Annotated in this window: 12 protein-coding genes; 4 read left to right on the top strand and 8 right to left on the bottom strand. The window is 71.2% G+C overall.

Going from position 1 to position 14,447, the window contains the following annotated elements; translation table 11 throughout:
* A partial coding sequence (locus J7E87_RS13020) for a hypothetical protein (protein ID WP_215093258.1) occupies positions 1-222 on the bottom strand: 222 nt, incomplete at its 3' end.
* Between the two features lie 268 nt (positions 223-490).
* On the opposite strand from J7E87_RS13020, the gene J7E87_RS13015 reads away from it, so the two are divergent.
* From J7E87_RS13015 to J7E87_RS13000, 4 genes are all read left to right on the top strand, one after another.
* Positions 491-1,192, top strand: coding sequence for a PadR family transcriptional regulator (locus tag J7E87_RS13015; protein WP_215093297.1), 702 nt, complete (start codon positions 491-493; stop codon positions 1,190-1,192).
* Positions 1,193-1,405: 213 nt separating this feature from the next.
* Positions 1,406-2,158 (top strand): ABC transporter ATP-binding protein, encoded by a 753-nt coding sequence (locus tag J7E87_RS13010; protein WP_215093256.1) that lies wholly within the window; start codon positions 1,406-1,408, stop codon positions 2,156-2,158.
* Positions 2,155-5,019 carry an ABC transporter permease gene (locus J7E87_RS13005; RefSeq protein WP_215093254.1) on the top strand — a complete coding sequence of 955 codons (2,865 nt, stop codon included), beginning with the start codon at positions 2,155-2,157 and terminating at the stop codon, positions 5,017-5,019. Before J7E87_RS13010 ends, J7E87_RS13005 begins: the two co-directional genes overlap by 4 nt.
* A 118-nt stretch (positions 5,020-5,137) precedes the next feature.
* Entirely contained in the window at positions 5,138-5,686 is a 549-nt protein-coding gene (locus tag J7E87_RS13000) for a bacterial proteasome activator family protein (protein WP_215093252.1), read from the top strand.
* Between the two features lie 619 nt (positions 5,687-6,305).
* Here J7E87_RS13000 and J7E87_RS12995 read toward each other — a convergent pair.
* The 7 genes from J7E87_RS12995 to pdhA form a co-directional block, all read right to left on the bottom strand.
* Positions 6,306-7,310 (bottom strand): NAD(P)H-quinone oxidoreductase, encoded by a 1,005-nt coding sequence (locus J7E87_RS12995; RefSeq protein WP_215093250.1) that lies wholly within the window; start codon positions 7,308-7,310, stop codon positions 6,306-6,308.
* 26 nt (positions 7,311-7,336) lie between these two features.
* Positions 7,337-8,416: a TrkA family potassium uptake protein gene (locus J7E87_RS12990; protein ID WP_374195168.1), complete on the bottom strand. Its 1,080-nt coding sequence runs from the start codon at positions 8,414-8,416 to the stop codon at positions 7,337-7,339.
* Positions 8,413-9,822, bottom strand: a complete 1,410-nt coding sequence (locus J7E87_RS12985; protein WP_251017332.1) for a molybdopterin molybdotransferase MoeA — start codon at positions 9,820-9,822, stop codon at positions 8,413-8,415. Before J7E87_RS12985 ends, J7E87_RS12990 begins: the two co-directional genes overlap by 4 nt.
* Positions 9,819-10,724, bottom strand: a complete 906-nt coding sequence (locus J7E87_RS35000) for an NTP transferase domain-containing protein (RefSeq protein WP_251017331.1) — start codon at positions 10,722-10,724, stop codon at positions 9,819-9,821. Before J7E87_RS35000 ends, J7E87_RS12985 begins: the two co-directional genes overlap by 4 nt.
* A 72-nt stretch (positions 10,725-10,796) precedes the next feature.
* The gene (locus J7E87_RS12980; RefSeq protein ID WP_251017330.1) at positions 10,797-12,206 is read right to left on the bottom strand and encodes a dihydrolipoamide acetyltransferase family protein; all 1,410 of its coding nucleotides are present in this window, start codon (positions 12,204-12,206) and stop codon (positions 10,797-10,799) included.
* Complete coding sequence (locus J7E87_RS12975) at positions 12,206-13,210, bottom strand: alpha-ketoacid dehydrogenase subunit beta (protein ID WP_215093245.1); 1,005 nt, start codon at positions 13,208-13,210, stop codon at positions 12,206-12,208. The genes J7E87_RS12980 and J7E87_RS12975 overlap by 1 nt, the downstream gene beginning before the upstream one ends.
* Positions 13,207-14,343 (bottom strand): pyruvate dehydrogenase (acetyl-transferring) E1 component subunit alpha, encoded by a 1,137-nt coding sequence (pdhA, locus tag J7E87_RS12970; protein ID WP_215093293.1) that lies wholly within the window; start codon positions 14,341-14,343, stop codon positions 13,207-13,209. The genes J7E87_RS12975 and pdhA overlap by 4 nt, the downstream gene beginning before the upstream one ends.
* Positions 14,344-14,447: the final 104 nt, after the last annotated feature.

Genomic DNA, 14,447 nt, shown 5'->3' with positions numbered 1-14,447 from the left:
GGCCGCCGCACCCGCCGCCACGCCGGCCGCCGCGCCGGCCGCTTCCGCCTCCGCTTCGCTCGCGGGGCGGCAGGCCGGCGAAGGGCGGCAGAGGCCCGGTCGGGCTCCCCAGTCGCCCAGCCCGGACGAGTCCGAGAGCCCGAACGGTGAGATCCGCCCCGACCGTGCGTCGTCCGGGACAGGGTCCGCGTCGCCTTCCGCGTCTCGTTCCGCTTCGGCCACTTCCTCGCGTACACGATCCTCCGCGCCGGATCACCTTCCTGAGGAGGACGAGGCACCCGAGACGGAGGAGCGGGAGGAGACCGGGGAGTTCCTGGCGCCCATGCCCCGCCCGACACCGCCCGCCGCCGCCCGTGACCAGGAACCTCAGGCCGTGCCCGAGCCCGTCGTGCACCAGATCTCCCCGCTGTCCCTGGGGGTCGGGATGGCGCTCATGGGGCTCGGAATCGGCTTCCTCGGGGTGCGGCNNTACTCGGTATATATACCGAGTATGTCCATCCGCCACGGGCTCCTTGCCCTCCTCGAGCACGGCCCTCGCTACGGCTCCCAGCTCCGTACGGAGTTCGAGTCGCGCACCGGGGCCACCTGGCCGCTCAACGTCGGTCAGGTCTATACGACCCTCAACCGCCTGGAACGCGACGGCATGGTCGCCCAGGGCGGCGAGGACGATGCGGGCCATGCGCTCTACGTCATCACCGATGCCGGGCGCACGGAGCTGAAGAGCTGGTTCGCGACGCCCGTCGATCGCAGCAGCCCGCCCCGTGACGAGCTGGCGATCAAGCTCGCGATGGCGGTGGGGGCGCCGGGCGTGGACATCCGTGCCGTCATCCAGTCCCAGCGCCACCACACCGTGAAGGCGATGCAGGACTACACCCGGCTCAAGGCGCAGGCACTGGCCACCATCGAGAACGAGGGCTCACAGGAGCGCGACGACGTGGCCTGGCTGCTTGTGCTGGAACAGCTGATCTTCCAGACCGAGGCGGAGGCGCGCTGGCTCGACCACTGCGAGGTGCGGCTCATCCGCCTCTCCGCGGCGGCCGGCCGGGGAGCGGGCCGGGAAGCGGAGCAGACGACGGCCGCGTCTCTGCTCGGTACCCCGGCGTCCTCGGCGTCTTCGCGGGGGCCGGCGGGCCCCGCGTCTGGGGAGGCGCGATCGGGCTCGGCGCGCGCACGGCCCGCGCCGCCGACTTAACTCACTGCCGTCGCCGTCGACTCAACTCACCGTCGCCGCCGCCGAGTCAACTCACCGCCGCCGTCGCCGACTTAACTCACCGCCGCCGTTGACGTAGACCACCGAATGCCGAAGCGGCCGACTCTCACAGCTCACCCAGCTCTCGCAATCTCCGTACATCCGCTCGCGGCATCCGGCCGCTCGTACACCGTCCGTCCAAGGGGGGACCCTTCCATGTCCGACCACCAGTCACAGAAGTCACAGCAGCCCGTGCTGCGACTCCAGGAACTCACCCGTGTCCATGGCAGCGGCGCCACCGAAGTCCATGCCCTGCGCGGCATCAACCTCGATGTCTTCCCCGGCGAACTCGTCGCCGTCATGGGCCCGTCCGGCTCCGGCAAGTCCACGCTGCTCACGATCGCGGGCGGACTCGACACCCCCACCTCGGGGCGGGTGATCGTCGAGAACACCGACATCACCACCGCCGGCCGCAAGACACTCGCCGCTCTGCGCCGCCGCAGCATCGGCTATGTCTTCCAGGACTACAACCTCATCCCCGCGCTCACAGCCGCCGAGAACGTCTCCCTGCCGCGCGAGCTGGATGGCATCTCCGCACGCAAGGCGCGTACCGAGGCCGTCGCCGCGCTTGAGGAGATGGATCTCGGGCATCTCGCCGACCGCTTCCCCGACGAGATGTCGGGCGGCCAGCAGCAGCGCGTGGCCATCGCCCGTGCCCTGGTCGGCGAGCGCCGGCTCGTCCTCGCCGACGAGCCCACCGGCGCCCTGGACTCCGAGACCGGAGAGTCCGTACTCGCCCTGCTGCGCTCCCGCTGCGACGGCGGCGCCGCCGGCATTCTCGTCACCCACGAACCGCGCTTCGCGGCCTGGGCGGACCGTGTGGTCTTCCTTCGCGACGGCGCGGTCGTCGACCAGACGATCCGCAGCCAGGCCGACTCGCTGCTCTCGGGCCAGGCGGCCGAGCTGTGAACGGTTGGTATCACTCCTGGCGGGCCGCGATCCGGATTGCCCGCCGCGACGCCTGGCGCTCCAAGGGACGCAGCTTCCTCGTCCTCGCCATGATCGCCCTGCCCATCCTCGGCGTGAGCGCCGCGGATCTGACCCTGCGCAGCGCCGAACTGTCTACCGAGCAGAGCCTCGAGCGCTCGCTGGGCGCCGCCGACGCACGGTTCACCGACCCCGGCATGGGCGGCGTGCCCCTCATGCAGACGCCGGACGCCAACAGCTCAACGCCGGTGGGGGACTTCGAGAACAAGCCGTATCCCGAGGGCCGGACCGACGTCAGCAAAGTACTTCCCGCGGACGCCAAGTCCCTGACGGATGCGTTGGGTTCGGGCAAACTGCGCACGGCGCACGGTCTGCTGAACACCGAGATCCGTGAGCTGAAGGCCTCGGCCCCCATGGCCAAGGGCATCATGGTCGTCGATCAGGGCCGGCTCCCGCAGAAGGCTGACGAGGTCGCCGCGACCACGCACTTCCTTCAGACCAGCGGTCTGAAGGTGGGCTCCAAGCTCGCGGCCCGTGGACTCGACCGCGAGTACAAGATCGTCGGCGCCTACGAACTCCCCGACGCGCTGGACACCGACCAGGTCAACGCGCTGCCGGGCGCGTTCCTCGTCCCGCTGGACAAGGCCCTGGAAGAGGCCGGGCTGCCCGTGACCGAGGCGAGCACCACGCATCTGGTGAGCATTCCCGGTGGTTTCACGTGGAACATGGTCAAGGAAGCCAACACCAAGGGCGTAACGGTCAATTCGCGCGCCGTGGCCCTCGACCCGCCCGCCAAGTCCGACGTTCCGATCTACCAGCAGGAGGGCTGGGGCCAGTACCAGGAGAGCACGGCCGCCAAGGCCGCGGCGCTCGCCGCGGTCGGCACCGTGGTCGGCCTTGCGATGCTGGAGATCTGCCTGCTGGCAGGACCCGCCTTCGCGGTCGGCGCCCGGCGCTCCCGCCGCCAGCTCGGCCTGGTCGGCGCGAACGGCGGCGACCGCCGCCACATCCGCGCCATCGTCCTCTCCGGCGGGCTGGTGATCGGCGCCGCCGCGGCGGTGGTCGGCACGGTCCTCGGTCTGCTTCTCACCTTCGCGCTGCAGCCGCTGCTCGAGGACTACATGGGCGCGCGCTTCGGCAGTTTCGACATACGTCCGCTGGAACTGCTCGGCATCGGGCTGCTCGCCGTGTTCACGGGCCTGATGGCCGCGATCGTCCCGGCCATCACCTCATCCCGCCAGTCCGTGCTGGCCTCGCTCACCGGTCGTCGGGGCGTACGCAAGAGCAGCCGGGGACTGACCGTGGTCGGACTGATCGCGGTCGCGCTGGGCGCGACGACAGCGCTCTACGGCTCGGTGATGACCGACCAGTTCATCATCGTGGCGGGCGGCAGCGCCGTCGCCGAGCTGGGTGTGGTCGCGCTGACCCCCGCCCTGGTCGGCCTGTTCGGGCGGACCGGACGCATCCTGCCGCTCTCCCCGCGCCTCGCGCTGCGGGACGCGGTACGCAACCGTGGCCGTACGGCTCCCGCCGTGGCCGCGGTGCTGGCCGCCGTCGCGGGCACCGTGGCCGTGGCGACGTACGCCGCGAGCGACGACGCCCAGGGCCGGTCGGCCTACGAGGCAAGCCTCCCGCACGGCGCGGTCTCGGTGACGCTCGACGAGGCCGGCGGCCGGGACGTTCCGGCGGTGCGCGCCACCGTGCAGAAGATGCTGCCCATCGACCTGCGGGCCGATGTGGACCGGATCTCGGTCGGCAAGACCAACTGCTCGATGTACGGCGGCGGGGAGGGCTGCGGCCGCTACGAGGTAGTCGTACCCGAGGCGAACCAGTGCCCGCTGTGGAAGACCGACCCGGCCCACCCGGACGAGAACCCCTCGTCGAAGTTCAGCAAGGCCGAGCGCCGCAAGCTCGCCGAAGACTGGCGCTGCAAGGAGCTCCCGGGCGGCGGCACCTCTGTCGACGGCGGTGTGCTGGTCGGTGACGCGAAGCTGCTGAAGGTGCTCGCGATCGACGACGCTGCCGCCGAGAAGGCGCTGGCGGCCGGGCAGATCGTGTCGTTCGACAAGCGCAACGTCGACGCAAAGGGCAAGATCGGCATCCGTCTGATCACCGATCCCAAGAAGGCCGACGAGGCCGCGGAGAAGGGCAAGGAAGCGCCGGGCGAGATCAAGACGTTCACCGCGCACCAGGTCTCGGGTGAGCCGAATTCGTACGGCGTCGCGATGATCCTGCCGCCTGCCGCAGCCAAGTCGGCGGGTGTTAACACCGTGCCGTTCGGGGCGTACTACTCCACGGACAAGATGCCGAGCAGCGAACAGCGCCAGCGGCTGGACGGCGAGCTCGACAAGACCGGCTCGGACATCAACCTCCATGTCGAGGAGGGCTACACCAGCGAGAACAACATCATCCTGCTGGCGCTGACCGTCTTCGCCGGGCTGATCACGATCGGCGCGGCCGGTATCGCCACGGGCCTCGCCCAGGCGGATGCCGAGGCCGATCTGAAGACGCTGGCGGCTGTAGGCGCGCCGCCACGGGTCCGCAGGACGCTCAGCGGGTTCCAGTGCGGTGTGGTGGCCGCGATGGGTGTGGTCCTCGGCTCGGCGGCGGGTGTCCTGCCCGCGATCGGGCTCCGGCTCACCGAGAGGCGCGACCAGATGAAGTGGTACCAGGAAGCGCTGGACCAGGGCTACGGCTCGCTCGACTCGGTGCCCCACGTGCCGATCATCGTGCCCTGGGAGACCCTGGCCGCGCTGCTCATCGCGGTCCCCGTCGGTGCGGCGCTGCTGGCGGCGCTGGTGACCCGCTCCCGCGGCGCACTGTCCCGCCGCGAAGCGACCTGATCGGCTCAGCGACGCGTTTACGGCCATATTCAGCGGCTCTGTGCCCCCGTACGAGGGTGGATCACCCTCGTACGGGGGCACACCGTGTGGTGAGGCGCATGTGCGAGAGAATGGCGGCATGGAGATGCCGAGGAATGAACGGTCGCAGGAGAGCCCCCACGTACTTGTCGTGGGACAGGACGGGATGGCGCTTGGCGGCGGTGGCGGTGGCGGTGACGACGAGTCGCGCGAGGTCCCGGTGACAGAGATGGTGGAACAGCCGGCCAAGGTCATGCGCATCGGCAGCATGATCAAACAGCTGCTGGAGGAAGTCAGAGCGGCACCTTTGGACGAGGCGAGCCGAGTGAGGCTCAAGGAGATCCACGCCAGCTCGGTCAAGGAGCTGGAGGACGGCCTCGCCCCTGAGCTCGTCGAGGAACTCGAACGCCTCTCTCTCCCCTTCACTGACGAGGCAATCCCTTCCGAGGCGGAACTGCGCATCGCACAAGCCCAGTTGGTGGGCTGGCTGGAAGGCCTGTTCCACGGAATTCAGACGGCTCTGTTCGCGCAGCAAATGGCGGCCCGCGCCCAACTCGAACAGATGCGGAGAGCACTCCCCCCGGGAGCCTCGCACGAGGACGACGAGGACGGCCAGCACGGAGCAATCCGCTCGGGACCGTATCTGTAAGGGGCGCGGGGGTTTTGCGTGCCCCCTGTCGGGCCAGTTACGCGGCGGGGCTGACAGCCGGCGCCGGGGGTACTGCGTCCCCCGGCGCCGGGCCAGTTCCACGGCGATGCTGACGGTGCACCGGCTGGGAAGGCCGGTTCTGCGGCGCGGGCCGACAGGACGGCCCGGGGGCCCGAGGCCGCGTACCAGCGGGGGTGGACAGGACGGAGCTTGTGCCCACTCCCGCCCGTGCGGGCGGGAGTGGGCAGGCCCCGGACCGGCCGGGGGCCGGGCCCCCGCGCGGTGAGCGGGCTACGGCAGCCGGGGCGTGGGGCTACGCAGTACCCCACCACTCCCCAAAGCGGGGACCCGCCGTGCCGGGAAGCCGGGCCCGGCACCGCGGGTGCCGGGCGTGAACGACCCCGCCGCCCACACCGGGGCCCGCCGTGAGGCGAAGCCGACACGGCGGGAGGTAGTGCCGGGAGGGACGCCCCCGCCTTCCACACCGGGCCCGCCGCGCGGCGAAGCCGACACGGCCGCCCGGGGTGTGGGTACGCAGTAACCCCCCACGCTCAAGGGCGGGCGGGTGGGACCACCCAGCCCCGCACCCGGACCCTCGCCACGCAGCGCGCTCGGCGCGTCAGCCGACGGCGCTGTCAGCCCCCGCCGGCGCCACCAGCAGCACCTTGCCAACGTTCTCGCCCGCCTCCAGCACCCGATGCGCCTGCGCCGCATCCGCCATCGCCAGCTTCCGGTCCACGACCGGACGCACCCGGCCCCCCTCGATCAGCGGCCACACATGCTCCCGCACCGCCGCCACGATCGCCGCCTTCTCGCCCAGCGGCCGCCCCCGCAGCGAGGTCGCCGTCACCGCCCCCCGCTTCCCCAGCAGCGTCGCCAGGTTCAACTCACCCTTGACGCCACCCTGCAGCCCGATCACGGCCAGTCGGCCGTTGACCGCCAGGGCCCGCACATTCCGGTCCAGATACTTCGCGCCGACGATGTCGAGGATGACGTCCGCCCCTGCCCCCTCCGTCGCCTTCCGCAGTTCCTCCACGAAGTCCTGCTCGCGGTAGTCGATCAGGAGGTCCGCGCCCAGCTCCGCGCACCGCGCCAGTTTCTCTGGCCCGCCCGCCGTCACGGCCACTTGCGCACCCACCGCCTTGGCGAGCTGGATCGCCATCGTGCCGATCCCGCTCGCACCCCCGTGCACCAGCAACGTTTCACCCGGCCGAAGGTGCGCGATCATGAAAACGTTCGACCACACCGTCGCGGTCACCTCCGGCAGCGCCGCCGCCGTGACCAGATCCAGCCCCTCCGGCACCGGCAGCAGCTGCCCGGCCGGCACGGCGACCTTCTCCGCGTAACCGCCGCCGGCCAGCAGCGCACACACCTCGTCGCCCACGGCCCACCCGGAGACACCCGGCCCCACGTCGATGATGCGCCCAGAGCATTCAAGGCCTGGGTAGGGCGACGCCCCGGGCGGCGGGTCGTAGAAACCCTGCCGCTGCAGCAGATCGGCACGGTTGACGGCACTGGCCACAACCTCGACGAGGACTTCGCCTTCGCCGGGTACGGGATCGGGCGCCTCGGCCCACACAAGCGCCTCGGGGCCGCCAGGTTCAGGAATCGTGATCGCATACATGGCCGCGAGGCTACTCCGGAGCGGCCCTATTCAGGGTAGTTGAGGGATGCGCCTTTCCCGGCGCGCACGATGGTGATGAGGCGGTCCGTCAACTGCAATGGGCTGGCGGCAGGATCGTCGTATCCGATCAGCCGGTGTCCCCGCAGCACGCTCACCACCAGGTCGTCCGCCTCCCGCACATCAAGCCCCACCTCCGCCTTTATCACCGGCCGCTCGATCAGGTCGAGCCCGCTGCCCTGCTGGATCAGGTCCTCCATCACCGCGCCCGCGCTGGGGCTGAGCACGGACAGACCCAGCAGCCGCCCCGCAGCACTGGCGCTGGTGATCACCGCGTCGGCGCCGGACTGGCGCAGCAGGGGCGCGTTCTCCTCCTCGCGCACCGCGGCGACGATCTTCGCCCCGCGGTTGAGCTGCCGCGCGGTCAGCGTGACCAGCACCGCCGTGTCGTCGCGCTGCGTGGCGATGACAATCTGGCGCGCTCTTTGCACCTCGGCGCGGATCAGCACATCGCTACGGGTCGCATCGCCGACCACTCCCACAAAGCCCGCGGCGTTCGCGGCCTCGATCACCTTGCTGCCGGGGTCGACAACAACGATCTGCTCCTTCTTCAGGCCCGTGGCTGTCAGCGTCTCGATCGCGGACCGGCCCTTGGTGCCGAAGCCGACGATGACGGTGTGATCACGCAAGCGAAGCCTCCAGCGGTTCAGCCGCCATTCGTCCCGCGTCCTCTCCGTGAGGACCTCGAGAGTGGTGCCGACCAGGATGATCAGAAAGAGCACGCGCAGCGGCGTCACCAGCAGCACGTTGGTGAGGCGGGCCCCGTCGCTGTGCGGGACCACGTCGCCGTATCCCGTGGTGGAGAGGGTGACCGTCGCGTAGTAGACGGAGTCGAGGAAGCTGACGGAGCCGTCAGCGTTGTCGTGGTAGCCGGCTCGGTCCACCCAGACGATAAGCACCGTCAGCGCCAGTACCGCCAGAGCCATCAGCAGGCGTTTTCCAACCTGGCGCAGCGGGCGCTGCACGGCACGGCGGGGGAGTTTCACCCGGCTGGTGACCAGCTGCTCGTCGGCTTGCCTGGCCATGGCGTCATGGCCGGGAAGTTTCACGTGAAACGTCCTCCCTCGACAAGCGAGGGTGTCCAGGACGTCCACGGCAGATCGAGGACCTCCAGCTCGTCACCGGCCTGCGCGCCGCCCGGCGGCACGACGGCAAGTCCATCGGCAGCGGCGATACCGCGCAGCATGGCCGGCCCGTTGTAGTGCAGCGGCACAAGATGGTCGGCGCGGTGCACAAACGGCACAAGGCGGGTGTCGTACGGATGCCCGTGCACCTCATCATGCACGGGGGCGCGATACGGGAGTGGCGCCGGGCGTCCCGCGAGTCCGCGCAGCAGCGGTTCGGCAAGGGTGAGGAGCCCGGAGACCGCGGCCAGGGGATTGCCTGGCAGACCTACCAGATGCCTGGCCGGGAGATCGCCGTCCGCGGCAAGCCGGGCCAGCAGCATCGGATGGCCGGGCCGTACGGCGACGCTGTCAACCAGCAGCTCGGCGCCCGCCTTCCGCAGGACCGGGTGTACATGGTCCACCGGGCCCGCGGCCGTACCGCCGGTGGTGAGGATGAGATCCGCATCGGACGTGGTGACGGCACGGTAGAGGGCTTCGGCGTCGTCGCCGAGACGGCGTGTGGCGACGACATGGACGCCGAGGGCGTGCAGCCAGGGACCGACCATCGGCCCGAGGGCGTCGCGAATGAGACCGTCGTGGGGGAGTCCGGCAGTGAGCAGCTCATCGCCGAGGACCAGGACTTCCACGCGCGGCCGGACAACGGTGAGCAGTTCGTCGTATCCGGCGGCCGCGGCGAGACCGAGTACTGCGGGGGTCACCAGGGAGGCGGCGGGCAGGAGTTGGTCCCCGGAGCGGCACTCCTGGCCTCGCGGACGGATGTCCTGACCGGGGACCACCTCGCGCTCGGCGTACAGCTGGCCCTTGTCCGCGTCGGTACGGGCATGCTCGCTGCGGATCACCGCAGTGGCCTCGGGCGGGATACGGGCGCCGGTGGCGATCCGTACCGCAGCCCCGTCGGGCAGCGGCGAGGCTTCACCGTGCCCGGCGAGAATCGAACCGCCCACCTGAACCGTCCATGGCCCGGGACCCGCGACGATCCAGCCATCCATGGCGGAGGTGTCGAAGGAGGGCAGATCACAGAGCGCGGCGAGCGGCTCGGCGAGCACCTGTCCGAGGGCCTGATCAAGAGGCACACGCTGAGTACGGGGCGGCGCGGCGCGCCCGATGCGTTCGGCGAGCGCGCGGGCGTCGGGCCAAGGGGTCGCCCGGTGCCGAGCTGTCGAGGGACCGGCGGCCGCTGCTGGGGCGCCCCCTTGGCTTGTCTTGCGGCCGACCAGCGCGAGGGCCTCTTCGACGCCGTCCGACTCGGCTTTGTCGCTCCGGCTTGGAGGGGTACCGGTCACGTCTGATCCGTCCGCGGCGTCGAAGTCGTGGTGCCGACCGTTCATCCGGCGTCGGCCTGGTCCTGATCGACGGGCTTGGAAGGCTTGGCGGGGCCCGGTTCCGGGTTCGCCGCTTCGGCCTCCTCCGCCCAGCGCGCGGCGAGCGCGACCGCCTTTCGGGCGGCCTCCGCGACCGCCTCCGGGCCGCCATTGCCTGCCTGGGCCGCCGCGTACCCCACCAGAAACGTGGTGAGCGGCGCGGCAGGGCGGGCGACGCCGTGCGCGGCATCCCGGGCGAGGTCGAGCAGGACGCCTGTGTCGACGTCGAGATCGATCCCGAGTTCGTCCTTGACTGCGGTGATCCATTCGTCCAGCACGTTCCCATGCTCCCGTATACGGGCCCGGGCCGCTGAGACGTCCGCCCAGGTGTCGCAGTCGAAGGAGGCGAGCGGCTCCGCGTCGATCCGGGCGAGGTCCAATCCCTGCGTCAGCAGACGCAACGGCAGTCCTGTCAGACTCCCGTACTCGGTGGCGAGGAGGGCGAGTTCGCGTCGCAGCGGTTCGGTGCGGTAGGCGGCCACGAGCGGCTGGTCGCGGCCGCCCGCATCGGTGAGCAGCGCCGCCTCACGCCCGCTGGTGCCGAGCGTGCCGATCAGCTGCCGCACCGTCCGCTCCCCCAGGAACGGCAAATCGGCCGAGAGCACGAGAACGGCCTGCGCCTCGACCTGCCGCACCCCCGCCCCCAGCGCGGCCAGCGGCCCGCCGCCCGGGGGCTCCTCGCGCGCCCAGACCACGGGGCGCGCGGTGGCCCGGCGCCCACCGACGACAACGGTGCGCCCCGCGTCTCGGCACACCCCGAGAACCCGGTCGAGCAGGGCCCGCCCGCCCACGCTCACCGAAGGCTTGTCAACCCCGCCCAGCCGCTTGGCGGCACCTCCGGCGAGCACAATGGCGTCATACGCGGTCATGCCTGAAGTATGGGCCGCGATCGCCTGGGCGGGGAGCCCCGAGTGGATCTCTCTTGCTTCTCCGCTTTGTCCCTACAGGCTGCGCAGCAGCACCGCAGGATGCTCCACGCAGTCGGCGACGTAGCGCAGGAATCCGCCCGCCGTGCCGCCGTCGCACACCCGGTGGTCGAAGGTGAGCGAGAGCTGAACGACCTGGCGCACAGCCAGTTCGCCCTGGTACACCCACGGCTTCGGCACGATCCGGCCGACCCCGAGCATCGCCGCCTCCGGGTGGTTGATGATCGGCGTGGAGCCGTCGACGCCGAATACTCCGTAGTTGTTCAGAGTGAACGTCCCGCCCGTCAGATCCGCCGGAGTCAGCTTCCCCTGCCTGGCCGCCTCCGTCAGCCGTCCGATCTCCGCGCTCAGCGACTCGGCCGAGCGGCTGCGCGCATCCCTTACGACGGGAACGACCAGACCGCGCTCGGTCTGTGCCGCGAACCCGATATGCACCTCGGGCAGGCGCACGATCTCTCTGGCGTCCATGTCCACCGTGGAGTTGAGCTCCGGGTGGCGGGCGAGGGCGGCCGTGCAGATCCGGGCGAGCAATGCCAGGAGTGAGACCTTCGGGCCGCCCGCGGCGTTCATCGAGGCCCGCGCCGCCATCAGCTCGGTCGCGTCCGCGTCGACCCAGCAGGTGGCGTCCGGTATCTCGCGCCGACTACGGGACAGCTTGTCGGCCACAGCTCCGCGTACGCCGCGCAGCGGTATCCGCTCACCGCGCGACGCGGTGGAGGCCGGGGCTGCGGCGACGACGTGCTCGAGCTCGGCAGGTGCCTCGGTGGCCCGCATCGCGGACTCGACGTCGGCACGCAGGATCAGGCCGTCAGGCCCGGACCCCGTCAACTTGCGCAGATCGAGACCGTGTTCACGGGCGAGCCGGCGGACCAGCGGCGATATGACCGGCACGGGCCCGCCCTGCACCAGGTCCTCGACCTCCGCCGCGCGCACCGCCCGCCGCTCGGGCTCCGCAGCCGGGGTCCCAGCCTCAGCCGGCGCCGCAGCGGGGACTGCCGGTGGCACCGCAGTCGGCCCCGGTGCCGGGACCGCGGCAGGCCGGATCCGGCGGCGGCGGGCAGCGGGCGCCCCAGTCCCATAGCCGACGAGAACGTTGCCGGACGACTCGTTCGAGGACCCCGCAGAGCCCCCGGCACCCGAGGAGCCGATACCGGCACCGTCGGAAACGGCCGACTCAACCTCCCCCACCGCAACCGTCAACAGTGGTGCCCCGACCGGTAGTTCCGCGCCCTCCTCGCCGAAGCGCGCGGTCACCACGCCCCCGTACGGGCACGGCACCTCCACCATCGCCTTGGCCGTCTCGACCTCGACGACCGGCTGATCGATCGCGACGACATCGCCCACCGACACCAGCCACCGCACGATCTCGGCCTCGGTCAGCCCCTCCCCGAGGTCCGGGAGCTTGAATTCGAGCACCTGAGCCATCAGCTCCCCGCCTCCCATTGCAGCCGTGCCACCGCGTCCAGCACGCGGTCGACTCCCGGCAGATGGTGCCGCTCCAGCATCGGCGGCGGATAGGGAATGTCGAACCCGGCCACCCGCAGCACCGGCGCCTCCAGATGGTGGAAGCAGCGCTCCGTCACCCGCGCCGCTATCTCCCCGCCCGGCCCTCCGAAGCCCGTCGCCTCATGGACGACAACCGCCCGTCCCGTACGCCGCACGGACGCGCAGACCGTCTCGTCGTCGAAGGGCACCAGCGAGCGCAGATCGACGACTTCCAGGTCCCAGCCCTCGGAGGCGGCGGCCTCCGCCGCCTCCATGCATACCGGCACGCTGGGCCCGTACGTGATCAGCGTGGCACTGCGCCCCGGGCGCCTGACCACGGCCCGGCCTATCGGCTCGACCGCAGACGGCGCGTCCGGCGACCACGTCGCCTTCGACCAGTACAGCCTTTTCGGCTCCAGGAAGACCACCGGGTCGTCGGAGGCGATCGCGGCCCGCAGCAGCCCGTAAGCGTCGTCGACCGTGGACGGCGTGACGACATGGAGCCCCGGAGTCGCCATGTAGTACGCCTCTGACGAGTCGCTGTGGTGCTCGACGCCGCCGATTCCGCCGCCGTACGGCACGCGCACCGTGATCGGCATCGGCATCCCGCCCCGCGTACGGTTCCGCATCCGCGCCACATGGCTGATCAGCTGCTCGAACGCCGGATAGGCGAAGGCGTCGAACTGCATCTCGACGACCGGCCGCAGCCCGTACATCGCCATGCCGACGGCGGTGCCGAGGATGCCCGCCTCGGCGAGCGGCGTGTCTGTACAGCGGTCCTCGCCGAACTCCTTGGCGAGCCCGTCCGTGACCCGGAAGACCCCACCGAGCGTGCCGACATCCTCCCCCATCACATGGACGGTCGGGTCTTCGGCCATCGCGTCCCGCATCGCCCGCTGCAGGGCCTGCGCCATCGAAGCGGGCTTCACCGCAGCCGTGGTCATCGCGCTTCTCCCTCGGCGGCGAGCTCGGCCCGCAGCTGCGCCGCCTGCTCCCGCAACTGGCTGGTCTGCTCGGCGTAGACATGCGTGAACAGGTCCATCGGGTCGAGCACGGGGTCGGCGTTCATCCGCTCGCGCAGATCCGCGGCCATCGTCTCGGCCGCGTCTGCCGCCGCTCGTTTGCCGTCGTCGTCGAGCAGTCCTCGCTCTGTCAACTCCCGCTCCAGCAGCCGGATCGGATCGTGCGCACGCCAGGCCTCGACCTCGACCTCGCCCCGGTAGCGCGTCGCGTCGTCAGCGTTCGTATGGGCGTCGATGCGATACGTCACGGCCTCGATCAGCGTCGGACCGCCACCGCGCCTGGCTCGCGCGAGGGCCTCCCCGAGCACCTCGTGGACCGCGGCCGCGTCATTTCCGTCGACGAGCCGGCCCGGCATGCCGTACCCCACGGCTTTGTGGGCGAGCGACGGCGCGGCGGTCTGCTTGGCCAGCGGCACCGAGATCGCGAAGCCGTTGTTCTGCACGAGGAAGACGACCGGGGCCCGCCAGACCGCGGCGAAGTTCAGCGCCTCGTGGAAGTCGCCCTCACTGGTGCCACCGTCACCGACCATGGCGAGCGCGACGACGTCGTCCCCCTTGAGCCTGGCGGCGTGCGCCAGGCCCACGGCGTGCGGCAGCTGGGTGGCGAGCGGGGTGCACAGCGGCGCTATGCGGTGCTCGCGTGGGTCATAGCCGGTGTGCCAGTCGCCGCGCAGCAGGGTCAGGGCCTGCACGGGGTCGAGGCCGCGCACCACGGCCGCGAGGGTGTCGCGGTAGCTGGGAAAGAGCCAGTCCCGATCCTCCAGCGCCAGCGCCGCCGCCACCTCGCACGCCTCCTGCCCGGTGCTCGACGGGTAGACGGCGAGCCTGCCCTGCTTGGTCAGGGCTGTGGCCTGCACGTTGTACCGGCGGCCGCGCACCAGCGCCGCGTACAGCCGCAGCAGCAGCTCGGGGTCGGCCCCGGCTGCGGCGTCCGTGCCGAGCACGCGGTACGGCTCCGGATCCGGGAGCAGTGGTGCGGGATCGGTCCGGGGCTTCCACGCCGGGGGCGGCGTGGGCCGGTAGGCGGCGGCTCCGGGCAGCTCCTGGACCGTCATGCTGCTCTTTCTCAACGCGAGCACCTCCTCGTGGGAGCGACGACGAAGCGGCCCGAGTGTGGCGCGCCTCACCTACCGATTGTTCGGTCGTGGACGCATTTTGG

The sequence above is a fragment of the Streptomyces sp. ISL-1 genome, assembly GCF_018614585.1.
GTDB classification, from domain to species: domain Bacteria; phylum Actinomycetota; class Actinomycetes; order Streptomycetales; family Streptomycetaceae; genus Streptomyces; species Streptomyces maoxianensis.
Note: the sequence above shows the minus strand (reverse complement) of the source record. Positions and strands in the feature narration are given on the sequence as shown.

Excerpts from the sequence above, each read along its gene's own strand:
- J7E87_RS13015 (WP_215093297.1), top strand. The coding sequence starts at position 491 with ATGTCCATCCGCCACGGGCTCCTTGCCCTCCTCGAGCACGGCCCTCGC.
- J7E87_RS13010 (WP_215093256.1), top strand. The coding sequence starts at position 1,406 with ATGTCCGACCACCAGTCACAGAAGTCACAGCAGCCCGTGCTGCGACTC.
- J7E87_RS13000 (WP_215093252.1), top strand. The coding sequence starts at position 5,138 with ATGGAGATGCCGAGGAATGAACGGTCGCAGGAGAGCCCCCACGTACTT.
- J7E87_RS12995 (WP_215093250.1), bottom strand. The coding sequence starts at position 7,310 with ATGTATGCGATCACGATTCCTGAACCTGGCGGCCCCGAGGCGCTTGTG.
- J7E87_RS12985 (WP_251017332.1), bottom strand. The coding sequence starts at position 9,822 with ATGAACGGTCGGCACCACGACTTCGACGCCGCGGACGGATCAGACGTG.
- J7E87_RS35000 (WP_251017331.1), bottom strand. The coding sequence starts at position 10,724 with ATGACCGCGTATGACGCCATTGTGCTCGCCGGAGGTGCCGCCAAGCGG.
- J7E87_RS12980 (WP_251017330.1), bottom strand. The coding sequence starts at position 12,206 with ATGGCTCAGGTGCTCGAATTCAAGCTCCCGGACCTCGGGGAGGGGCTG.
- J7E87_RS12975 (WP_215093245.1), bottom strand. The coding sequence starts at position 13,210 with ATGACCACGGCTGCGGTGAAGCCCGCTTCGATGGCGCAGGCCCTGCAG.
- pdhA (WP_215093293.1), bottom strand. The coding sequence starts at position 14,343 with ATGACGGTCCAGGAGCTGCCCGGAGCCGCCGCCTACCGGCCCACGCCG.